The organism is Pseudomonas sp. FW305-28, assembly GCF_017351395.1.
GTDB classification, from domain to species: Bacteria; Pseudomonadota; Gammaproteobacteria; order Pseudomonadales; family Pseudomonadaceae; genus Aquipseudomonas; species Aquipseudomonas fluorescens_AA.
This window is the reverse complement of sequence record NZ_JACNDD010000109.1, coordinates 1-22,486: the sequence shown is the minus strand read 5'-3', so window position 1 is coordinate 22,486 and position 22,486 is coordinate 1. Positions and strand designations below refer to the sequence as shown.

The window sequence follows — 22,486 nt, the reverse complement described above, 5'->3', positions numbered from 1 at the left end:
CGGTGGGTCAGCTTGCATTGATGCTGGATGCAAGACCGTCATCGCGAGCAAGCTCGGCTCCCACAGGGGGAGCTCCACAGGCTGCAACATCAGTTGTCGCTGCTGATGGCGGCTTACGGATAGCTGAAGCTCTTGACCAGCGTCAGCTCGCCCACCGCCCGCATCGGCACGACGAAGGTTTCCATCTTCTCGTTCGGCGTGCCTTCCTCCGTGATCACGGTGACCTGCGCGGTGGTCAGGGCTTGTTGCGCTTGCTCTCCACCACCCTCACCCTCTTCGCCGTCCTCTTCACTGCGATAACCGCCGCCGTAGTAGTTCACATACACCAGGTACTGGCCTTTGATCGGCGCCGGCATGGCGAAGATTTCCGGGCCGTAGCCGGTGGTGACGTCGACGTCGAGGGCGGCTCCGTTGGCAGCGGCGCGGTCGCCGTACCAGATGTGCGCACCATCGGGGGTGACCAGGTGCAGGTCCAGGTCGGTGCCGTCGCTGTCCCAGGTCAGCAACACCCGCAGCTTGGCCGGCGTGGCGCCGCCACTGGTGTTGAGAAATTGCGTGCGGTGGCGCTGCTGGCCGTCGGCGCTGCGCACTTCCACGCTGTTGCTGCCGTTGGGGAACGAGAACGGCCGGTCGAAGCGACCTTCGCCATCCAGCTTCAGCGGCAAGCTGACACCATTGACGATCAACTGACCCGGCGCATTGCTGTCCTTGGGCGCGCCTTTGATCTGCCCGGTAATGCGGGCGGTGTTGGCCTGGCCTGGGGGCGTGTTGACCGACGAGGCCGGGTAGTTGACGGTCTGGCTGAAGCTTTCGCCTTCACCGCCCGGCGCCCCGCTGCGCCAGCCGCCAACGGGAGTGTCGAGCTTGATGGCGTCAGCGGCCATGGCCGGAGGCAACGCGGTCAGGGCGCAGAGCAACAGCAAGACCTGTGGATAACGGAGTGTCATGGTCTATTCCAGCAAGAGGTGACGGGCGAGCCCTTCGATATAGGTTTCGTCCTGGCCGTTGGGGTGAGCTTCGAAGGCCAGGTGCAGATATTCATGGGTCAGGTCGAGGCGGTCTTGCAGCGACAGCACGCCGCGCACATAGATGCGCTGGCGCTCGCGGTCGACATACGGCCGGCCAAAGGCAACGCGACAGACGGCGAAAGCGCTGATTTCGTTGTAGCCCACTTCACCTTCCAGCCGCTCACGCCAGCCCCGGCGCTGCTTGAGCAGCCAGTCCTGGGCGGCGGGCAGCGCCTCGCAGGACGCCACCGGATTGTCCCAACGGCTTAGGCTGGCACGCGGGTAGGCGTGCAGCAGGATGGCGTCGTAGCGTTGACCGGCGTTGGCTTGCTCTACGGCTTGCGCCCAGGACAGCTTGTCCGGGCCGGGCTGGTCGGAGTGGTAGGTGACGTCGGTGCCGGCCAGGACCAGGTCGCTGGTCCAGGCGGCAATGGCGCGGGTTTCAGGCGCCGCCGGGCGCGGCGCGACGCGCTGGCGATGGCTGCTGTCGTCGATGCTCAAGCAATCGCCGTTGCGTTGGGCGTTCTGCAGCAGATAGGTGCGGATCGCCACGGCCAAGGCCTTGGCGGCTTCGACGGGCTCGGCCTTGGCTTCGCGCTGCAGGACCCGGGCGACGTATTCCTCCCGGTCCAGGCGCGCCACCAGCTTGCCGGGCATCAGGAACAGCTCGCCATCACTGTGGATGTCCAATTGGTTGCCGTTGGTGAATTCGACGCGGTAGTCACCGCGCAATTGACCCGGCGCGGCAGGCCGGTCACCGGCCATCACCCGCTGCCAGGGATAGCGGGCAAACAGGCCGACTTCCACGCAACGCCCGGTTTCCGCCGGCCAGCGCGACGGCAATGCCGCCGCCAAACCTTCGCCGTAGACCTTCAGGACCTGCTGGCTGGTGCCACGGCCACCGGCCCACACCGGGGTGCCGTCGGCCAGCCAACCGGCGAAACCGCCTTGTCGGGAGGAAGGCCCCTGGTCACCCAGCCAGCTCCAGGTCTTGACCCGCAGGCGACTGCCCAACTCGCCGACCAGCCGCCCGTCCGCCGCGCCGAGCACCACATCCAGCAGCACCCGACGGGCCTGGTCCTGGGCCGGCAGCATGGCCAGGGCCTTGAGCAGTTCCGCGACCGACACCTGCGTCTGGGGCTGCAAGGTCGACAGGTCCAACAACCAGGCCGGCGCCTGGCGGGCCTGCCAGTAAGCGCGCCAGTTCGAAGCCGACAGCCCGAGCCGTTGCGGTTCGAAATACAAACCGCAGGATTTCACCAAGGCTTGATCGCGACCGATGCTCTGCCCGGCATTGCAGCAATAGACCTCTTCCTTCGACTCGCCGCGGCACTCATAGACCGGCTCGCGAGCGTTGGTGTCCACCAACCAGGCGTAGACAAACAGTTTCCACAGACTGCCCAGTGGCGCCTGCAAGGAAGCAGGCAGCGGCTGGCGATCCAGCACCTGGGCCTGGCTCACTCGCAGCAATTGACCGTCGAAGGCCAGGCGCAACGGCTCGTCCTGCGCCGTTGCCAGCGCAGGGATCAAGCACAACAACCACCCAACCCACCGCCCGCGCATGTCAGTTGACCGTGACCTGACCAAGCGCAGGTTTCTGTTCACGAGCCTGATTCTGCGGCGCGTAGACCTGGGTGAAGCGCACCGGTGGCAAGGTGAACTGGCCCTTCTGGGAGAAGCGCACCAAGTGCCGCAGGCGCAGCTCGCCACTGAGGGCGTCCACCGGTACCGCGTACGCCATCTGGCCGGGCTCGAAGCGGGCCTTTTCCAGGGACGTCGGTTCGCTGTCGGCCTTGCCCATCAACTGGATGCCCCACGTGGTGCGCTCCACATCGGCGCCCGGCGGCAGCGGCACTTCGAGCATGCCGTAGCGCAGCGGCGTCGAGGCCTTGCTGTTGATGATCACTTCATCCAGATAGAGGCTGTCGCTGGACAACGGTTTGTTGCCCACGGCTTCGAGCTTGAAGGTGAAGGCCTCGTCCCCCGGTACCAGGCGCGACAGGCGCCGGGTGATGGACACCGCCATTGGCGCTACCGGTGGTTGCTGGCTCTGGAAGCTCAGTGCCGCTTGCAATGGGCGCTCCTGGGCACCGGTCAGGGTCAGCGTCGTTGGAAGCTGCACGCCCTGCCACTGCCAGTAGGTTTCACCGGTCGCGCCCTGCTTGGCGGCCCAGCCTTCGCCCGGTGCCAAGGCCACGGCCGGCGCTGCCTGTTCGATGCTGCGCTGCAACCAGGTCAGGGCCAGGGCCCGTTCCAGGGTGGACTGCTGTGGCAACACGCGCTCCAGCAGCGCGGTGGCGCGGGCCTGATCGAAGCTCTGCAACGACAGCACCAGGGCCTCGACGAACGGCTGGGAGCTGAGTTCCAGTTGCTGTTGCGCCGCATCGGCTTGACGGCTGAAGGCCGCCGGCAACGGCACCTTGGCCTGTTTCGCCAGGGACGCGGTCAGGACACGGGCGCTGGCCAAGCCAAGGGCCGAATCCGGCGCGTACATGACCAGGCTGTCTTCACCGCTGTCCAGCACGCTCTCGGTGCTGTCTTCACTGGCCTTCGCCAGATCGTCCATCAGGCCGCTGAGCAAGGTGTTCACCGGCAGTTGCATCTGCTTGGCGAACGACAGGATCAACGCCCGTTGCAGCAGCGGCGTATCTCCGGCCTGCTTGGCGTAGACCTCCAGCACCCGCTGCCAGTGTTCCGGCGGCAGGCTCAGGGCCAGGGCCTGGCTGGCGTGCCAGTCGGCGTAATAGGCATAGGCGGTGAGGAAGGCATCCGGCTCACCGTCCTGGCCCCACCAGGTGAAGCTCGCCGACGGCCCGGCCATCTGCACCAGGCGCAAGCGGCTGTTTTGCATGATCAACCGCAAGCGGTCGCGGATCTGCGGGTTCGACGCCAGGGTCGGATAGGCGATGCTCAACGGCAACAGACGGCTGGCGGTCTGCTCGACGCCTCCGTACGGGTAGCTCAGGAGGTCGTCCAGGGCTGAACGGAACAACGCTTGCGGGCTGTCATCCAGGCGCAGGCGAATATCGCTGGCGTCGGCCGGCAGGGTCAGCGGGGTGTCGGTGCCCAACACGTCAACGCGCTGGCTCTGGGTGACTTGCCAGCCGTTGCCAATGGCGTTCAAGTGCATGGCCAGGGCATCCTGGGTTTCGCCGTTCAACTGCAACTGCACGCTCAAGTCGCCACTGCTCAGCTCCATGGCTGGCAGCGCCACGTAGTTGATGCCGTTTTTCAGCTCCGCCACCACACGCTGTTCAGCACCGGCGTAACGAATCAGCAGTTCGGCCTTCAGTGGTTTTTCCGATTGGCTGAACGCGAACAGGCCCAGTTGCGGCTTGTCGCCCGTGCGGAAACGGGTCGGGCCGCTCCACTTCAGGTACAGCGGTTTTTCCGAGGCGATGAACTGTTTCTTCTGCCCCACCTGGCCGTCGTCAGCGATCGCCTTGGCCGTGATGCGCCAGCGGGTCAGGGAGTCCGGCATCTTGAAGGTGAAGCGCGCCTTGCCGCTGGCGTCGGTGACCAACTCCGGCTGCCAAGCGGCGGTGTCGACGTCTTCACGCCGCGGCCGCTCCAGCACCTTGACCCCACGTTCGCTGCGGTTGGCCTTGCCCGGCGCACCGGGGCTGCCTGGCAGCGCCACGTCGTAGCTGATGAACGACAGGCTGGCACTGGTGCGCACGTTGTTGCGGCGCGGGTGATAGAAGAACTGGTCGATGGTCGGCGCGACTTCCGGTTGCAGGGCATAGACCATTTCGTCCACCACGCTGACCGTCAGGTGCGCCGGGATCGCCTTGCCGGCGAACTGGGTGCTCAGGTCCACGGTCACCGTGTCGCCGGGGCGGTAAGTCGCCTTGTCGGTGACGACGGCAACGTCGATCTGCGGCGTGACCACCTTGATGCCGGCGTTCTGGAAGCTGTACTGGCCGCCCTTGGTGTACAGCACCGAGAAGGTCAGGTTGGGCGCAAAGCTATCCTTCACGGCGATGCGCGCGCGGTATTGGGTGTCGCTGAGTTTTTCCATCTTCAGCCAGTCGCCGCCCTTGGACAGCAGTGCCGTGGCCTCGACCTTGTCCCGCTCCAGCGACAGCAACGCATCGCTGACCGGTTCCGGGAAGGTGATCAGCGCCAGCGCTTCGTCACCGGTCTTGTATTCAGGCTTGTCGAAGACGATCTCGACCGTGCCCGGCACGGCCTTGATGCCTTCACCGGTCACCGCATGGGCGGCGGCGCCGATGACCCGGCCATGGTCGTCCTTGAGCGTCAGGTTGTAGGTGCCCGGGCGCTCGAAGGTCAGGTTGAAGCCCTTGTCCTTGGCCGCCAGCTTGCCTTCGCCGGTGCTCTGGTCTTCCAGGCGCACCCAGGCGTAGCTGCCGGGTGTCACGGCCTTGGCTTGCTCGTTGCCACCTTCGTTGGCGTAGCTGAACGCCACTTTCTGGCCGACGGCGCTGAACCGCTGGGGAGCACTCAGGCGGAAGTTCGCCGCGCCACGGTCGATGAGGATTTCCTTGGTGGTCTTGACTCGATACGCCGCACCATCGCTGGCGAACACGGTGAGGGTGTAGCGGCTCGGCTTGTCGGCGGCCGGCAGGTCGAGGGTCGCGTTGCCCTTGGCGTCGGTGGTCACTTCGCTGCTGGTCAGTTCCACCGGGAATTGCCCCAGGTATTGCAGCTCGTTATCCACCATCGACAGTTGCTGGGCGCGCAGGCTCAGGCTCACTTTGGCATTCACCACGGGCTTGCCGTCCGGGTACAGCAACACGAGGTTGCCCTTGACCGGCTCGCCGGTCCGGTAATCCTGCTTGGCCAGGTTCAAGGCGATCTCGAAGTGCGGCTTGATGTATTCGGCCACGCGGAAGGCGCTGCTGTAGAGCTGGTCCTTGTAGCTGAAGCGCAGTTCATAACCGCCGGCCACGGCGTTTTCCGGCAGTTGGAAACGACCTTGGGTGCCGGCCTTGGCGTCCAGCTTCAGGGCCAGGGTTTGCAGCGCGGTGCCGGTGGCGTCCAGCACGCTGACATTCACGTCGGCGGCGGTCGGCTGTACCGAATCACGGGCGTTCTTGAACTCACGGCCAACGATTTTCAGCGACACCCAATCCCCCGGGCGGTACAGCGGCCGGTCGGTGAAGGCATAGAGTTTGGTGTCGTAGATTTCGCTGTCGTAATAGAAGTTTTCCGAGACGAATACCCCGCCCTCCTCGTCTTCACCGATCACGAACGAACGTTCCGGACTGACGTGCTTGAGGCGCAGCAGACCGTCTTCATCGGTGGCACCGCTGCTCATCACGCCCAGGCCGTCGGTCCACAGCACATTGACCTTGGGCACCGAACGCCCTTCATGCTTGCGTGCGGCCCAGACCAGCAATTCGTCGCCGGCAATCTTGCTCACGGCCACGGTGTTGGAGACGAAGACCATGGTGGTCGCGCGGTATTTGCCGATCAGCGCTTCCACCAGGTACAGGCCCGGCTTCAACTGGCCCAGCGGCACATAGACATTGCCTGGCGCGACGCTGACGAACTCACTGGAGGAACCGGCCAGGTTGACCCCGGCTGGCGGCTGGATCGGCTTGGCCTGCCACAGCGGATAACGGAACTGGCTGACCACCGGCAAGCCCGGGATCAAGGCGAACTGTGCCGGCGCTTCATACGGCGTCGGCGCGACCAGGGCGTCGCCAATCTTCAATTCCGGCACTTCTTCGGTGACTTGCTGGCGGGACTCGTAGGAGAACGCCCGTTGCATCACCCGACGGGACTTGCGGTACCAGTTGTCCCACAGGTACGCGAGGGTGTTCGACAGGCCTTCGCCCTTGAACTGGCCGTCGCTGACCACGCGGTGCAGGTTCTTCTGGCGCTTGAGGAAATCCAGCGGTTTGTCGATGCGATAGACGCGGATGTCGGCGCCGCCGTAGGGCTCCATGCGGAACCGACGGTAGTCGCGGCCCGGCGCTTCGAGGCGAACCATGGCCTGTTCGTCGCTGGCGAAGCTGCTGTCGGCCAGCAGGAAGAAACTTTCACCGGCCACCGGCGTGTAGCCGCTGGGCTCCACCGTGTCTTCGGCATTCACGACAGGTGCCAGCAACAAGGCGAACAGCAGGGGCAATTTTGAACACAAGCGCAACATGCGGGCACCGGTCATTGGGAGAGAAAGTTGAGTCGATAGACGCCGATGAAGTTGGGGTTGGCTGCGTCGGGTATCCATCGGGTGTCCTTCCAGTTCATGAGTTGTTGCAGGCTTGCGGAGCGCATGCCGTTGTCAGTAGGGGTTGTAGTGCCGGTGTGATAGGCGATGTAGCGGCCCATCCAGATCATCAGGTGCTGGTCGTCGCCCTGGTCGAAGAACATCAGGTCGCCGGGACGGGCCTGGGCGACATCGCGGCCCACCAGGCGACTGTTGAACTGGATCAGCTTGATGGCGTTGACGTAGGGCCCGACCTTGCCGCCGCCCTGCTGCCATTGCTGGGCGAGGCGCCGTTGCGCATCGCTGAGCGGCAGTTCCGGCGGCAGGTAGCGATTGGACAGGCCATTGCTGCGCAGCCATTTTTCATCGTGGACCTTGAGCGCTTCGTTGGCGGCAAAACGCACCAGCCCGGCGCAGTCCTGCTGATACCAGCGCGGGCTCGGGCCTCTGCTCAGTTGTTCCTGGGCAATGCGCACGAACCAGGCGCGAAAGACCTGGGATTGCTGTACATCCAGCGCCGGCGCCTCGACGGCAAGCGCCGGCCCGCCGAGCAACAACGCCAGCAGCAACGTCAACGCGGGGTTGCGGATCAGTGCTGTCACAGCGCTTTCCATTCCAGCGGCAGCCACTGCCAGTGACCATCCGGCTCGCTGCCTGCAGGCAAGGTCAGCGCGTACTTGCCATAGCCACCGAGGGTGCGCAGTTTCGGGATCAGGTAGGTTTGCGCGGCGTTGTAGAACACCGGTTCCATGTCCTGGGGCAAGCTGTCGAGGGTTTCACGCTGCATCAGTTGCGCCATGGAATCCGGGCCGAAGTAGACCGGCATCAGCAGGTCCTTGGGCACGACGTCGGCCATGGGCGGGAAGCGTTTGTCGAGGGTGCCGAGGGCCTTGTCCACGAGTTTGTCATCGAGGGAGAACAGCAAGGTCGAACCATGGCGTGCCAGGCTGACCCGCAGGAACGCCTTGCCGGTAATCGCCTCGGGCTGCTCCGCTTCCTTGGCCAGGTAGGGGCCGAAATTGGAGCTGACCTGACGCAACCACTGGTGTGTCGAGCCTTGTTGTTTCTCGACGACCGGGAAGGCATGTTCGGCGACATTGTTTTCGTAGGCGCCGACCATCGAACCGAACAGGTTGCCCAGGTCGGCATCGAGCTTGCCATCGTCTTCATTCAGGCTCGCCACCAACAGCGGCGTGTACAGGCGCGAATCGGCGTACCAGCACAGGCCTGCGGCGCCGGCCACATGGTCGACCATGGCCTGGGCGGCTTTTTCGTCGGCGCCGAGTTTGACCAGCAACGGTTTCTGTTGCTCGGCGGCCAGGGGCAAGGCTACGCAGGCGCTGGCGCCCATGGGCATGGCTTGCCAGATCGGCTTGAAGTCGAAGTCCGGCTGGTTCTCCAGTTCGTCCATGGCCAGGAAGCTGTGCCAGCCCTTGTCGTCCATGTCGAAACGCAAACCGGCAAAGTTCGGGATGAAACGCTGGTAGCCCATGGCGAGCACGCTGGCGTTGACCGAGATGCGTTGCTTGACCTCCGGCGCCTTGGGCGGCAGGCCGAAGGCTTCGGGGAACAGTTTGTCGCCGTTGAGCAAGGCAGCCAGGGCAGTCGTCGAAACGCTGCCCGGTTCAACCGCGGAGCCGCTGGCCGGGTCGTACAGCTTGGTCGGGTTGGACAGCACCACCAGCTTGTCGCCATGGGAGGCGAAGAGCAGGGATTTGCTGGCGTTGTAGCTGAGCTGGTAGAGCGCAACGTCGTCACCGCCGACCTTCAGGTCGCTGAGCTTGCTCAGTTGCGCGTCATCCAGTGCGACTTTCGCCAACGGCTCCAGCACCTTCGCCAGGCCGCCGCGATCCATCACCAACAGGAAATCCTTGAGGCGACCGTCCGCACCGCGCCACAACGCGACATCGGCCGGCTGGTCGAAAAGCTCTTCGATCAGGCTGTCCTGCAGCTTGAGGTCATGCTCGTAGATGATCCGGCGCAGGCTGCCGATCAGCCCGAGGCGGTCGGCGTGGGCCTCGTAATAGAAGACGAAGTCCTCGGTGAGCGTGGCCTTGAGGAACGGCACCGCCAACAGGTCCTTGGGCAACTGGCTCAGGGAATGCGCCTCGAGCAAGCCGTCGGGGCGGCTCAGGCCGAGTTTTTCCAACGCCAACTCCATGGGCGGCGCCTTGGGCTTGGTCATGAACCAGCCCAACCCGGCGGCCACACCCGCGACCAGGCACAGCCCGATCAGTATCGCCGGCCAGCGGCGCACAGGTTTGGCGACAGGGGTCGGCGTGGTCGGGGAAGCAGTGTTGTCGCTCATATTCACAAGGGCCTGTTCATCCGTGGAGCTTAGTAATTGAAAGTCTTGACCAGCAACAGATCGCCAATGGCGCGCAGGGGCACGACAAAGGTCTCGCGTTTTTCATCGACGGTGTTTTCGTTGAGCACCAGGTTGATCTGCGAGGTGATCACCTCGTTCTGGTTGCTGGCCTCATCAAAGTTGTAGCCGCCGCTGCCGTAGTTGCCCCAATAATTCACGTAGACCAGGTAGGTGCCGTGCATCGGCGCGGTCATGGTGAACATTTCAGGGCCGGGGCCGTCGACGCCGTCCGGGTCGAGGCCGCCGCCATTGGTCAGCGCCGGCCGGCCGAAGAACGCATGTTGGCCGTCGGGTGTGACGATATGCAGATCGAGTTCGGCCTGGGGGTCGTCCCAGCCCAGCACCACGCGGATCTGTGCCGGGGTGCGCAGGTTGTTGGCTTCATAGAATTGCACGCGCTTGAGGGAGCGGCCTTCGGAGCTGCGCACCTCGACGCTGTTGGAACCGGCGCCGAACGCATACGGTCGGGCGAAACGGCCCTCGTCGTCGGTATAGAGATTCAGTGGATTGCCGTTGACCGCCAGGCTATGGGGCTGGCGAGCCGTGCCCATGTCCTTGATCCGGCCCTCGATCATCGTGCGGTTGCGCTGTACGCCCCGGTCGATGGGCGGGGTGGGATAGGCGACCTGGGGGTTTTCCGTGCGATCGAGCAGGCCACTGTAGCGCCAGCCCCCGACCGGCTCCGACAGCTCGGCCGAAGGCTCGGCCCACGCCAACGGCGCACCGAGCAACACGATCAATAAAGAAAGAAAACGCACGTATGCCTCCTGCCATGCACAACGCAACCCGGCGCCCTTCCTCGGCGCTGCTTGTCATTATTCGGGTTTCGTCTGGAGGCCCCGCTACAAGGGGCCGTAGATGGCGCGAAGAGTAGCTATTCGGCGGATTTTCCACAATCGGGGAACACGCGATTCTGTGTGGGAAATCACGTACTGGGAGGTGCGTGAGCCGAATAGCAGGCGTATTCGGCTCACGAAATGAGCCGAATAGCGCTATTATTCGGCTCATTCATCTTTGGACAGGCGCATGGCACCCCATTGGATCTGGCAACAGCCCGACTGGCCCGGCTTCCGCTGGCAAGCTGAAGCATTGGCACCGCTGCTTCGCGAATGCGTGCAGACCCAAGGCCAGTTGCTCGGCATGACGGGCGCGGTCACAGCTTCGCTCAGTGCCCAGAGCGAACTGGATGCCTTGCTGCAAAACATCGTGACCTCCTCGGCTATCGAAGGAGAGCAATTGAATGTCGGCTCGGTGCGCTCGTCCCTGGCTCGCCGCCTCGGCCTGGAACAAGGCGACGACACGCCGGTCAGCCAACGCAGCGAAGGCTTGGCGAACCTCTTGCTGGACGCGACCCGGCATTTCAACCAGCCCCTGACTATCGAACGCTTGCTGGAATGGCATGAGTGGTTGTTCCCTGATCAAACCAGCGACTTTGCCCACCGACAGATCCGCATAGGTACGCTGCGCGGTGACGAACCGATGCAAGTAGTCTCAGGCAGGTTGGACCGCCCCACCGTTCACTTCGAGGCGCCTCCTCGCCAGGGTCTTGAGCAGCAATTGCAAACGTTCATCGACTGGTTCGAGACCAGTCGTCATCAGGCCGACCTCGACCCGTTGTTGCGTGCTGGCATCGCTCATTTCTGGCTCGTCACCCTGCATCCATTCGACGATGGCAATGGCCGCCTGACCCGCACCCTGACCGACCTGGCACTGGCCCAGGGCGAGGCCCAGGCAATCCGTTTCTACGCCATGTCCGTGAGCATCCTCGACGACCGCGCCGGTTATTACCGGATCCTGGAGAACAGCCAGAAGGCCACACTGGATATCACCGCCTGGCTGACCTGGTTTCTGCAGACGTTGTTGCGCAGCCTCCAGCAGGCGATGAAGCGGATCGACAGCGTGTTTTGCAAAGCGAGATTCTGGCAAGCTCATCGCAATAGCGCGCTTACGCCTGAGCAGATCAAGGTACTCAACCGAATGCTCGATGGCGGTGAAAAAGGCTTCGAGGGCGGAATCAGCGCAGCCCAATACCAAGCGGTGGCGAAGGTTTCCAAGGCGACGGCGACCCGCCATCTCGCCGAACTGCTGGAGAAAGGCTGCCTGGAACGAATGCCCGGCGGTGGACGCAGTACCCGGTATCGGGTCAGTTATCCGGCCCGCTGAAATTCCGTGGCGAGGGAGCTTGCTCCCGCTGGGCTGCGAAGCGGCCCCTACCTGCTGGGCTTGAACCGAATTGCGACTGCTGCGCAGTCGAGCGGGAGCAAGCTCCCTCGCCACAAAAGCAGGCCGGTGCAAGCCCGTTGTCCCGCTTCGATCCCCCCTGCCCTGATTTGCCCCAAAACCCCATGTCTGCTAGTGTCGCGCCGGTTTAACAGTCAACCGGAATAGCCGCCATGGCCCGCAAAAAAGCTGCACTGGATTTCGAACAATCTCTGGCCGACCTGCAAACGCTGGTGGAACGGCTGGAGAACGGCGAATTGTCGCTGGAAGACTCGCTGACCGCCTTCGAGCAGGGTATCGGCTTGACTCGCGACTGCCAGGCGGCGCTGGCCCAGGCCGAGCAGAAGGTGCAATTGCTGCTCGAACGCGACGGTGAGCTGACCGAAGAGCCTTTCGACGCGGAACAACCTGAATGATCGGTGCTTATCAGGCCAGCAGCCAGGCCCGGGTCAATGCTGCACTGGATACGTTGTTCAGCGCCCCGAGCCCGGAACTGGCGCGCCTGTACGAAGCCATGCGCTACAGCGTGATGAATGGCGGCAAGCGTGTGCGGCCGCTGTTGGCCTATGCCGCGTGCGAAGCCTTGGGCGGCCAGGCCGAACAGGCCAACGGCGCGGCCTGCGCGGTGGAGCTGATCCACGCGTATTCGCTGGTGCACGACGACTTGCCAGCCATGGACGACGACGATCTGCGCCGCGGCCAGCCGACCACCCACAAGCAATTCGACGAAGCCTGCGCGATCCTGGCCGGCGACGGCTTGCAGAGCCTGGCGTTCAGCGCCCTGCTGGACCCGGCCCTGAGCGACTGCCCGGCGCAGATTCGCCTGGACATGGTCAGCGCCCTGGCGTTGGCGGCGGGCCCCGCTGGAATGGTCGGCGGCCAGGCCATCGACTTGGGTTCGGTGGGCCTGAAGCTGGACCAGGACGCCCTGGAATACATGCACCGGCACAAGACCGGCGCGCTGATCGAGGCCAGCGTCCAACTCGGTGCCCTGGCCAGCGGTCGGTCCACCCCCGAGCAGTTGCAAGCCTTGCAGACCTACGCCCGGGCCATTGGCCTGGCGTTCCAGGTGCAGGACGACATCCTCGACGTGGAAAGCGATACCCAGACCCTGGGCAAACGCCAGGGCGCCGATATCGCCCGGGACAAGCCGACCTACCCGGCCCTGCTCGGCCTCGCCGCGGCCAAGGTCTACGCGCTGGAGTTACGCGACCAGGCCTTGGCCGCGCTGCGACCCTTTGACGCGGCGGCCGAACCGTTGCGCGACTTGGCGCGCTATATCGTCGAACGACGCAGCTGATACAGGGTCAACCCATTCATAAGTGCGTATCGGCCAAGTTCCGGCCTACGCGTGGGCAGCTTGCGATGCATAAGGTAAACTGCCGCCTCTTTCTATACCTATAACGATTCGCCTGATGCCCACGACGTTTCAAGAGATTCCCCGCAAGCGCCCGACCACGCCCCTGCTGGACCGCGCCAACACGCCGGACGGCCTGCGTCGCCTGGGTGAAGCCGAGCTGGAAACCCTGGCCGATGAGTTGCGCCTGGAACTGCTCTATACAGTCGGCCAGACCGGTGGGCACTTCGGTGCCGGCCTGGGCGTCATCGAGCTGACGATCGCGCTGCACTACGTGTTCGACACCCCGGACGACCGGCTGGTGTGGGACGTCGGGCACCAGGCCTACCCGCACAAGATCCTCACCGCTCGTCGCGAGCGCATGAGCACGCTGCGCCAGAAGGACGGTATCGCCGCCTTCCCGCGTCGCTCCGAGAGTGAATACGACACCTTTGGCGTCGGCCATTCCAGTACGTCCATCAGCGCCGCCCTGGGCATGGCGATTGCCGCCCGCCTGCAAAACAGCGAGCGCAAGGCCATTGCCGTGATCGGCGACGGCGCACTGACCGCGGGCATGGCCTTCGAGGCGCTGAACCATGCGCCGGAAGTCAACGCCAACATGCTGGTGATCCTCAACGACAACGACATGTCGATCTCGCGCAATGTCGGTGGGTTGTCCAACTACCTGGCGAAGATCCTCTCCAGCCGCACCTACGCCAGCATGCGCGAAGGCAGCAAGAAAGTGTTGTCGCGCCTGCCCGGTGCCTGGGAAATCGCCCGCCGTACCGAAGAGTACGCCAAGGGCATGCTGGTGCCCGGCACGCTGTTCGAAGAACTGGGCTGGAACTACATCGGCCCCATCGACGGCCACGACCTGCCGACCCTGATCGCCACCCTGCGCAACATGCGCGACCTCAAGGGCCCGCAGTTCCTGCACGTGGTCACCAAGAAAGGCAAAGGCTTCGCTCCGGCGGAGGTCGACCCGATCGGCTACCACGCCATCACCAAGCTCGAACCCCTGGACGCCCCGGCCGCCGCGCCGAAAAAGGCCGGTGGACCGAAGTATTCCAGCGTTTTCGGCCAATGGCTGTGCGACATGGCCGCCGCCGATCCACGCCTGGTGGGCATTACCCCGGCGATGAAGGAAGGCTCGGACCTGGTGGCGTTCAGCGAACGCTACCCGCAGCGCTATTTCGACGTGGCGATTGCCGAGCAGCACGCCGTGACCCTCGCCGCCGGCATGGCCTGCGAAGGCGCCAAGCCGGTGGTGGCGATCTATTCGACCTTCCTGCAACGGGCCTACGACCAGTTGATCCATGACGTGGCGGTGCAGAACCTTGACGTGCTGTTCGCCATCGACCGTGCCGGCCTGGTGGGCGAAGACGGCCCGACCCACGCCGGCAGCTTCGACCTGTCGTTCCTGCGCTGCATCCCCGGCATGCTGGTGATGACCCCGAGCGATGAAAACGAGCTGCGCAAGATGCTCACCACCGGCCACCTGTTCAATGGCCCGGCGGCGGTGCGCTACCCTCGTGGCACCGGCCCGAACGCGACCCTCTCGACCGACCTCGAACCCATCGAGATCGGCAAGGGCGTGATCCGCCGCCAGGGCAAGCAAACCGCCCTGCTGGTGTTCGGCGTGCAACTGGCCGAGGCCTTGAAAGTCGCCGACACCTTGGACGCTACCGTGGTGGACATGCGTTTCGTCAAACCCCTGGATGAAGCCCTGGTGCGCGAAATGGCCGGCAGCCATGACCTGCTGGTGACCATCGAGGAAAACGCCATCATGGGCGGTGCCGGTGCGGCGGTCAGCGAGTTCCTGGCCCGGGAGAACATCCTCAAGTCGGTGCTGCACCTGGGCCTGCCGGACAGCTACGTCGAACACGCCAAGCCGGCGCAGATGCTGGCCGAATGCGGGCTGGACGAGGCGGGGATCGAAGCGGCGGTGCGCCAGCGGTTGCAGCTGTTGGGCCTGTAAGTTCAGCCAACACAGATCCCCTGTGGGAGCGAGCCTGCTCGCGATAGCGGTGTGTCAGCCAATGGATGACTTGACTGATCTTCCGCCATCGCGAGCAAGCTCGCTCCCACAAGGGGTTTGTACAGACCAGAAATGTCCGGAACCCCATGAAACTCCGCCTCGCCCTCACCCTGTCCCTACTGCCAACCCCCGACCTGCTGGCCGACACCTTCGAACGCGACCAGGCCTTGAAGCTGCCCGACATCGTGATCAGCGCCAACCGCCAGGTCGAGGCCCGCAACGACAGCAGTGCCGCCAACACCGTGTTCACCCGCGACGACATCGAGCGCTTGCAACCGACCAGTGTCACCGACCTGCTCAGCCGCGTGCCGGGTGTCCAAGTGGCGCCGCTGGGTGGGCGTGGCAGCCTGCCGGGGATTTACATTCGCGGGACCAAATCGGCCCAGAGCCTGGTGCTGGTGGACGGCCAGCGCATCGGCAACGCCACTTCCGGTGACAGCAACCTGCAACGCCTGAACATCAACCAGATCGAGCGCGTGGAAGTGCTACGCGGTTCGCGCTCGGTGATCTACGGCGCCGACGCAGTGGGCGGGGTGATCCAGATTTTCACCCGGCGCGGCAACACCCAGGGCCTGCAACCGCGCCTGCACGTGGGGGTCGGCAGCCACCAGACCTGGGAGCGCAGCCTGGGCCTGTCCGGCGGCGACGAGCAGACCCGTTTCAACCTCGGTGCCAGCCTCGACGACAGCGCCGGCAGCAACCGGACCCACGAGTCCTACGCCAGCGACCGCGACGACGATGCCAACCGCAACCAGTCCTTCAGCCTGAGCCTGAGCCATGCGGCCAGCGATGACCTGGAAGTTGGCCTGAACCTGCTGGATAACCGCGGCAAAAGCGAATACGACAACCCGTTCGGCCGCTTCGACCCGAGCACGTTCGAGTCCCTGCCCCAGCAACCCTACAGCGAGTTCGCGGTGAGCAGCTTCAGCACCTATGTGGACGGGCGCATCAACGACACCTGGAAATCCCGCCTGGAACTGGGCCACAGCGAGAACCGCGAAAAGACCTTCGACAAGCTCAGCGATGTCCGCGAAGTCTTCAACACCTACCGCGATTCGGTGACCTGGCAGAACGATGTGACGCTGGACGAGCGCAACAGCCTGATCGTCGGCGGCGACTGGTATCAGGACCGGGTCAACAGCAGCACGCCGTTCGACGAGGACAGCCGCTGGAACCGTGCAGCGTTCATCCAGCACCGCTTCCAGGCCGAAACGTTCTCGACGGAACTGGGCCTGCGTCGCGACCAGAACCAACAGTTTGGCGGCCAGAACAGTTGGAGCGGCACCCTCACCGTGCCGGTCAATCCGGCCAACGACCTGTTGCTGACCTACAGTGAGAGCTTCCGCGCACCGACCTTCAACGACCTGTACTACCCGGACTTCAGCAACCCCGACCTGAAGCCCGAGACGGCCAAGAGCTACGAGCTGCAGTGGCGCAGCCAACTGAGCGACAGCGCCCGCCTGGAAACCTCGCTGTACCGCACCGACCTGGAAGACGCGATCATTTTTGGCCGCGACTCACGCCCGCAGAACGTCGCCTCGGCGCGGATCGACGGCTTTGAAATGGCCTATCTGCAGGATGTCTTCGGCTGGCAGGGCAATCTGGCCCTGGCCATCATCGACCCGCGCGACCGCGACAGCGGTCACACCCTGGCCCGCCGCGCCCGGCGGACCTTGAGCCTGGACCTGGACCGGCAATTCGATCGCCTCGGCCTGGGCGCCACCTGGCAAGCGGTGAGCGGCAGCTATGACGATGAAGACAACCGCAACGCCTTGGGCGGCTATGCCCTGCTCGGGTTGCGCGGCAGTTGGGCGCTGACCCGGGAGGTGAAGCTGGAGATGAAGGTGGATAACCTGCTGGACAAGGGCTACAGCCGGGCGCTGTATAGCCATGATGGCGGGCAGTATGGGTATCGGGAGGAAGGTCGGGCATGGTTGTTTGGGGTGACTTGGACCCCGTCACTCTGATCCAGGAACTGTGGTGTCTGGCCTGGCCTCATCGCGAGCAAGCTCGCTCCCACAGGGATTTCACAACAGGTTAACTGTGGGAGCGAGCTTGCTCGCGATTACAGGCGCCGCGGCCTATCGGTCTGGCGCAATCAACTCACATAGCCGCGCCGTCGCCTCGATCATCTGCCCACTGGGCCGTTCCAGGCCTTTGTCATTGACCAACAACAAGCGCCCCTGCGCCATCGGCCAGGTTTTCCAGGCATCGAGCTGCGTCTGTTCCGTGGCCAGGATGACGTGCGGACTACGTTGCAGCACCGCTTCCACACTCACCTGCGGCGCCGGCACGCTCAGATCGGCAAAAACGTTGTGGGCACCGCACACGCTCAGCGCATCACTGATGATCTGCCCGCCACCAACGGTGTACAGCGGCCGGTCCCAGACCTGGTAGAACACCGGCAACGGCGGGTCCCGGCGATAGCGCTGGCGTAGCGCCTCGAGACGTCCGCGCAACTGCGCCGCCCGCTGCACGCCCCGCTCCGGGCGGCCGAGCTGCTGGGCGATGGCTTCGATTTGCGTAATGAGTTGGTCGAGGCTGCGGGGCTCGGCGACATGGATGGGGATGCCCAGGCCCTTGAGCTGCTCGCGCTGGGCCGGGCCGACGCTGCCAGGCCAGAGCAGGAGCAGATCGGGCTTGAGGCTGAGCAAGCGCTCCATGTCCAGTTGCCCGTAACGGCCTACCGAGGGCACGTCCCTGAGCGCCGGCGGGCGATCCCCGCCATCCAGCACGCCCACCAACAGGTCGGCGGCGCCCAGTTCAACGACGATTTCCGACAGCGACGGCGCCAGGCTGACGACCCGCGAGGCCGCCATCGTCGAGGCGCTGACGGCCAGCAGCAAGACCGCCAGCCAGCGGCTCATCAGCCGAGTTGACGCGGGATGCGGTACAGGTAGAACAACACGGCGGTCGACAAGGCCAGCAGCATCAACGGCACGGCTTCCAGGCCCACGAACACCGCCAGGGCGCCGATCCAGGCTGGCAGCCCGGCCACCAGGAAGGCGGCGCGGCGACGGGCCGCCAGGTCGATCCAGGCCTGGGGCTCTTCGGGTGTGTCGAGGGCTTTCTGGGTGGCGACCAAGGCCTGCTTGTACGGCCCGAAGAATCGCAGGCTGACAAACATCGACGCCAGGCCGGCAATGAACAACGGCATCGCCAGCACCGGCAGAATCGCTTCGCCCTGGCCGAACACCGCATTGATCACAAACAGTGGCAGCAAGGCCAGGGCCAGGTATTTCCACCAACTGACCGACAGCCGCCGCCGAACCTGACCGCGCGTCACGCCCGGTCAACCTCGCCTTGGTGCTCGTTGCCCATCATGTGGTCGAGCTTGCTGGCCTTGGTTGCCAGGTAGAGCTTGTTGTGGGGGTTGTGACCGGTGTGCAGCGGCACACGCTCGGCCACCACGATGCCCATGTCAGTCAACGCCTTGACCTTGCGTGGGTTGTTGGTCATCAAGCGCAGCGACTTCACGCCCAGATGCTCCAGCATCGGCAGGCAGATGCTGTAGTCACGCAGGTCGGCGGCAAAGCCCAGGCGTTCGTTGGCTTCCACGGTATCGGCGCCGCCATCTTGCAGTTCATAGGCGCGGATCTTGTTCAACAGGCCAATGCCACGGCCTTCCTGGCGCAGGTACAGCAACACGCCACGGCCTTCGCGGGCGATGGCCTGCAGCGCGGCCTCGAGTTGCGAACCGCAATCGCAGCGCTGGCTGAACAGGGCATCACCGGTCAGGCATTCGGAGTGCAGGCGACCCAGCACCGGAGAACCGTCGGCGAAATCACCCAGGCTGAGCACGACGTGCTCGCGGCCGGTGGCTTCATCGAGAAAACCATGCATGGTGAATTGCGCAAAGGGCGTTGGCAGCTTGGAAGCGGCAACAAAAACGACAGGCACCGGTGTGCTCCTGATCTAGTACTGGAGTTTCGCAGAGGCGGGCATTGTAACAGCACGTCCCGACCGACGCTTAGGCTGAATTGTCGGCCATAACCATCGAAAAGTTTGATTACGGCTTCGGTGGCTTGCCATTCTCGTCGAAAGGATAGGGTTGCTTCCAGTGTTCGAAAATCGGCTTGAGCTGGCCGCTTTTCACCAGCACTTCCATCCGCCGGTCGAACAGCTCGCTCAGTGCCCGTCCGTTGGCGGTGTTGGCAAAGCCCAGGTAGAGAGGCAAATTGATCAGCGGCGAGAGTTTGAACTGCTTCGGATTATCGGCCTTGGCGAGCACTTCTTCGATTTCCATCGACGCATCAATGTAAAAATCCGCTCGCTCATGGATCAGCATCGGCAAGATACCCACCGCCCGGTGGATCTCATTGAAACGCCGGATGTTGGGCAGGTAGTTGTTGTATTCGTACCCACGCATCCATACCAGCCGATAGTTGCCAATCGTCGCCAGGGTAGGCGTCGGCTTGGAGGCCAACCCCAAGGCATAGATGTGATCGACGTCGTAGTGCCACTTCGGGTAAAGCACGCCTTCGGATTCATCCCGATAGGCGCCGACCTGCACGTCGACCTCGCCACGCTGCACCAACCCGATCGAGCGGGTGTAGGGCACGCTGCGGATTTCCAGCTTGACGCCTTCAGGCTCGAACACCGCGCGCAAGATGTCCCAGCCCATGCCCTGGCCATCGGCCTGGGTGTAATCGGCCCACTCCTCACTCGCCGCGCGAACCTTGTCAGGCTGCGGCGCCGACTCGGCCACCCTCACCCCCACACAGGCTCCTAAACACAGCAACAGCAGTAGTGCGCGGCTTACGCCCATGCCTGGCTCCTTCAGGTGAAACACCACACCAATCCTTGCATTGCCAGCCAGGCGAAAACCCCGGCCAATACATCGTCGAGCATGATCCCGACGCCTCCGTGCACATGTCGGTCGATCCAGCGGATCGGCCACGGCTTGAGGATATCGAAGAAACGGAACACCAGAAATCCCGTCAGCAACCAATACCAGCCTTCCGGCACCAGCCACAAGGTGATCCACATGCCGACCATTTCGTCCCAGACGATGCCTTCATGATCGTGCACCCGCAGGTCGTCCGCCACTTTGCCACACAGCCAGAAGCCAAACAGCATGGTGATGCCGAGCATCAACCAGTAGCCCCAGTCCGGCAACATCTGCCACAACGGAATGAAGGGTAGCGCAACCAGCGAGCCCCAGGTGCCCGGCGCTTTAGGTAAAGTGCCCGAACCAAAGCCAAATGCCAGGAAATGCCAGGGATTGCGCCAGACCGAAGGCGGAACGAACTCTGCCGGGACCTGGTTGGGATGATCTGTCACGGTGTCTCCCGAAAATGTTGATAGCCCCGTACGTGCGGGGTGATGTCGTGCCCGTCGCTGTCCACCAGCGTGACGCCTTGCCCGGCCAGGACGCTGCCGATCACATGGATCGGCCAGCCTGCGGCCTGTAACGCCGACAATCGGCTCGGTGGCAGTGCGAACAGCAGCACGTAGTCGTCACCGCCGCTCAGGGCGGCCTGCGCGGCATCGGCCTCGCCAAGAAACGCGACCAGAGCGCTGGACAGCGGCAGTCGGTCCCGTTCAACCTGCAAGGCTACCCCGGACGCCAGGGCGATATGCCCACAATCGGCCAGCAGGCCATCGGAAATATCCATCGCCGCGCTGGCCTTTCCCCGCAACGCCAGGCCCAAGTCGATCTGCGGTCGGGGTGACCAATAATGAGCCAGTAGTGGCTCGGCAATCCCAGGCTCGGCGCGCCGCTGGCCAAGCACCAACGGCAAGGCGCCGGCGGCATTGCCCAGTTCGCCGCCGACACACAGCAGGTCGCCGGGCTGTGCGCCGCTGCGGGTCAGGGCCTGGCCGGAAGGCACGTGGCCGAACACGGTCATGGTCAGGCTCAACGGCCCACGCGTGGTGTCCCCTCCCACCAACGCCACGCCACAGGCCTGGGCCATCTGGTTCAAACCGCGGGCATAGGCTTGCAGCCAATCGGTGGTCACCGTCGGCAAGGTCAGGGCAAGGGTAAAGGCCAAAGGCTTGGCGCCCATGGCGGCCAGGTCGCTGACCGCCACGGCCAGCGAGCGCTGGCCGAGCAGGAACGGGTCGCAAGGGTCTGGAAAATGCACACCGGCCACGAGCGTGTCGGTGGAGACCGCCAGCTGTTCTCCGAAAGGAGCTGCCAGCAAGGCGCAGTCGTCGCCGATCCCCAGCGCAACGCCCTCGCCGCCCTGCGCGCAAGGCGCGGCGGCGAAGTAGTTACGGATCAGCTCAAACTCACCCATTGGGATAACAAGCGCCAATCAGCGCTTGAACGCCTTCACTTCAGCTTCACGCAGGCGCGGGGCGAGCTTGTCGAGCACACCGTTGACGAACTTGTGGCCATCGGTGGACCCGAAGACTTTCGCCAGTTCGATCCCTTCGTTGATCACCACGCGGTACGGTACATCGACGCGCTTGAGCAGTTCCCAGGTGGACAGGCGCAGAACCGCCAGTTCAACCGGATCCAGCTCTTCGATGGTCAAGTCCAGGCAAGGCGTGAGCGCGGTGTCGATTTCGGTCTTGAACTGCGGGACCCCATGCAGGATCTCGCGGAAATAAGCACCGTCGACATCACTGAAATCGTTATCGACCCGAAACTGCGCTTCGATCTCGTTCAGCGATTGCTTGGCCATGTGCCATTGATACAGCGCCTGGGTCGCGAGCTGACGGGCTTCGCGACGCTTGACGCTTTTCGATGGCTTGCCGGCGTCCGCAGGCTTTGGATCGCGCGGGTTGAAACGATCGCTTTCGTCGCTAATCACTTGGCCTCCAACTGCGCCAGCAGGCTGACCATTTCCAGGGCGGACAGGGCAGCTTCGGCACCTTTGTTACCGGCCTTGGTGCCGGAACGTTCGATGGCTTGTTCGATGGAGTCAACGGTCAGCACGCCAAAAGCGACCGGCACGCCGAATTCCATGGACACCTGGGCCAGGCCCTTGGTGCATTCGCCAGCCACGTATTCGAAGTGCGGAGTACCGCCACGAATGACCGCGCCCAGGGCGATGATCGCCGCATATTCGCCCTTTTGAGCGACTTTCTGCGCAACCAGCGGAATTTCGAAGGCGCCAGGGGCACGGATGATGGTGATGTCGCTTTCGCTCACGCCATGGCGAACCAGGGCATCGACCGCACCGCCAACCAGGCTCTCGACCACGAAACTGTTGAAACGGCCCACTACCAGAGCGTAGCGGCCTTTAGGGGCGATGAAGGTACCTTCGATGGTCTTCAGGGTCATTCGTCAGATCTCTTAAAGAGCCAGAGCGCGTTCTATACGCGCTCCTTCAGTGATATTAGCCACGAATACTGCATCGGAAATCCCGTCATGCTGTTCATTTTCAAG

19 protein-coding genes are annotated in these 22,486 nt (G+C 63.9%); 5 read left to right on the top strand and 14 right to left on the bottom strand.

The window, feature by feature from the left end; translation table 11 throughout:
• Positions 1–113: 113 nt before the first annotated feature.
• From J4E53_RS22130 to J4E53_RS22105, 6 genes are read right to left on the bottom strand one after another with little or no spacing between them, the layout of a single operon-like run.
• Positions 114–947, bottom strand: coding sequence for a YfaP family protein (locus J4E53_RS22130; RefSeq protein ID WP_060740432.1), 834 nt, complete (start codon positions 945–947; stop codon positions 114–116).
• Positions 948–950: 3 nt separating this feature from the next.
• Entirely contained in the window at positions 951–2,570 is a 1,620-nt protein-coding gene (locus J4E53_RS22125) for a DUF2300 domain-containing protein (protein WP_060740431.1), read from the bottom strand.
• Position 2,571: 1 nt separating this feature from the next.
• On the bottom strand, positions 2,572–7,140 hold the full coding sequence (locus J4E53_RS22120; protein WP_081015363.1) for an alpha-2-macroglobulin: 4,569 nt from the start codon (positions 7,138–7,140) through the stop codon (positions 2,572–2,574).
• Positions 7,137–7,796 (bottom strand): DUF1175 domain-containing protein, encoded by a 660-nt coding sequence (locus tag J4E53_RS22115; protein WP_060740429.1) that lies wholly within the window; start codon positions 7,794–7,796, stop codon positions 7,137–7,139. The genes J4E53_RS22120 and J4E53_RS22115 overlap by 4 nt, the downstream gene beginning before the upstream one ends.
• Complete coding sequence (locus J4E53_RS22110; RefSeq protein WP_060740428.1) at positions 7,781–9,490, bottom strand: DUF2138 domain-containing protein; 1,710 nt, start codon at positions 9,488–9,490, stop codon at positions 7,781–7,783. The genes J4E53_RS22115 and J4E53_RS22110 overlap by 16 nt, the downstream gene beginning before the upstream one ends.
• Positions 9,491–9,519: 29 nt before the next feature.
• A complete protein-coding gene (locus J4E53_RS22105) occupies positions 9,520–10,308 on the bottom strand; it encodes a YfaP family protein (protein ID WP_060740427.1) in 789 nt (262 codons plus the stop codon).
• Between the two features lie 268 nt (positions 10,309–10,576).
• Here J4E53_RS22105 and J4E53_RS22100 point away from each other — a divergent pair, with 268 nt between their 5' ends.
• The 5 genes from J4E53_RS22100 to J4E53_RS22080 all read left to right on the top strand — a co-directional run bounded on the left by J4E53_RS22100 (position 10,577) and on the right by J4E53_RS22080 (position 17,111).
• Positions 10,577–11,713 carry a Fic family protein gene (locus tag J4E53_RS22100; RefSeq protein ID WP_103309254.1) on the top strand — a complete coding sequence of 379 codons (1,137 nt, stop codon included), beginning with the start codon at positions 10,577–10,579 and terminating at the stop codon, positions 11,711–11,713.
• A gap of 230 nt (positions 11,714–11,943) precedes the next feature.
• Positions 11,944–12,186 carry an exodeoxyribonuclease VII small subunit gene (locus J4E53_RS22095; protein ID WP_003185917.1) on the top strand — a complete coding sequence of 81 codons (243 nt, stop codon included), beginning with the start codon at positions 11,944–11,946 and terminating at the stop codon, positions 12,184–12,186.
• Complete coding sequence (locus J4E53_RS22090) at positions 12,183–13,070, top strand: polyprenyl synthetase family protein (protein WP_103309257.1); 888 nt, start codon at positions 12,183–12,185, stop codon at positions 13,068–13,070. The genes J4E53_RS22095 and J4E53_RS22090 overlap by 4 nt, the downstream gene beginning before the upstream one ends.
• Before the next feature lie 115 nt (positions 13,071–13,185).
• Positions 13,186–15,084, top strand: a complete 1,899-nt coding sequence (gene dxs, locus J4E53_RS22085; RefSeq protein WP_103309259.1) for a 1-deoxy-D-xylulose-5-phosphate synthase — start codon at positions 13,186–13,188, stop codon at positions 15,082–15,084.
• A 146-nt stretch (positions 15,085–15,230) separates the two neighbouring features.
• The gene (locus J4E53_RS22080; protein ID WP_103309260.1) at positions 15,231–17,111 is read left to right on the top strand and encodes a TonB-dependent receptor domain-containing protein; all 1,881 of its coding nucleotides are present in this window, start codon (positions 15,231–15,233) and stop codon (positions 17,109–17,111) included.
• A gap of 114 nt (positions 17,112–17,225) precedes the next feature.
• Here the strand turns inward: J4E53_RS22080 and J4E53_RS22075 are convergent, their stop codons facing one another.
• The 8 genes from J4E53_RS22075 to ribE form a co-directional block, all read right to left on the bottom strand.
• Positions 17,226–18,011: a cobalamin-binding protein gene (locus J4E53_RS22075; protein ID WP_103309262.1), complete on the bottom strand. Its 786-nt coding sequence runs from the start codon at positions 18,009–18,011 to the stop codon at positions 17,226–17,228.
• Positions 18,011–18,430 (bottom strand): hypothetical protein, encoded by a 420-nt coding sequence (locus J4E53_RS22070; protein ID WP_060740421.1) that lies wholly within the window; start codon positions 18,428–18,430, stop codon positions 18,011–18,013. Before J4E53_RS22070 ends, J4E53_RS22075 begins: the two co-directional genes overlap by 1 nt.
• The gene (ribA, locus tag J4E53_RS22065) at positions 18,427–19,044 is read right to left on the bottom strand and encodes a GTP cyclohydrolase II (protein ID WP_014340439.1); all 618 of its coding nucleotides are present in this window, start codon (positions 19,042–19,044) and stop codon (positions 18,427–18,429) included. Before ribA ends, J4E53_RS22070 begins: the two co-directional genes overlap by 4 nt.
• Before the next feature lie 109 nt (positions 19,045–19,153).
• Positions 19,154–19,912, bottom strand: coding sequence for an ABC transporter substrate-binding protein (locus tag J4E53_RS22060; protein ID WP_060740420.1), 759 nt, complete (start codon positions 19,910–19,912; stop codon positions 19,154–19,156).
• A gap of 11 nt (positions 19,913–19,923) precedes the next feature.
• Positions 19,924–20,427, bottom strand: a complete 504-nt coding sequence (locus J4E53_RS22055) for a phosphatidylglycerophosphatase A (RefSeq protein ID WP_053125805.1) — start codon at positions 20,425–20,427, stop codon at positions 19,924–19,926.
• Complete coding sequence (gene thiL, locus J4E53_RS22050; RefSeq protein ID WP_060740419.1) at positions 20,424–21,389, bottom strand: thiamine-phosphate kinase; 966 nt, start codon at positions 21,387–21,389, stop codon at positions 20,424–20,426. The genes J4E53_RS22055 and thiL overlap by 4 nt, the downstream gene beginning before the upstream one ends.
• Before the next feature lie 18 nt (positions 21,390–21,407).
• On the bottom strand, positions 21,408–21,908 hold the full coding sequence (gene nusB, locus J4E53_RS22045; protein WP_003185935.1) for a transcription antitermination factor NusB: 501 nt from the start codon (positions 21,906–21,908) through the stop codon (positions 21,408–21,410).
• A complete protein-coding gene (gene ribE / locus J4E53_RS22040; protein ID WP_003206025.1) occupies positions 21,905–22,381 on the bottom strand; it encodes a 6,7-dimethyl-8-ribityllumazine synthase in 477 nt (158 codons plus the stop codon). The genes nusB and ribE overlap by 4 nt, the downstream gene beginning before the upstream one ends.
• Positions 22,382–22,486 lie beyond the last annotated feature (105 nt).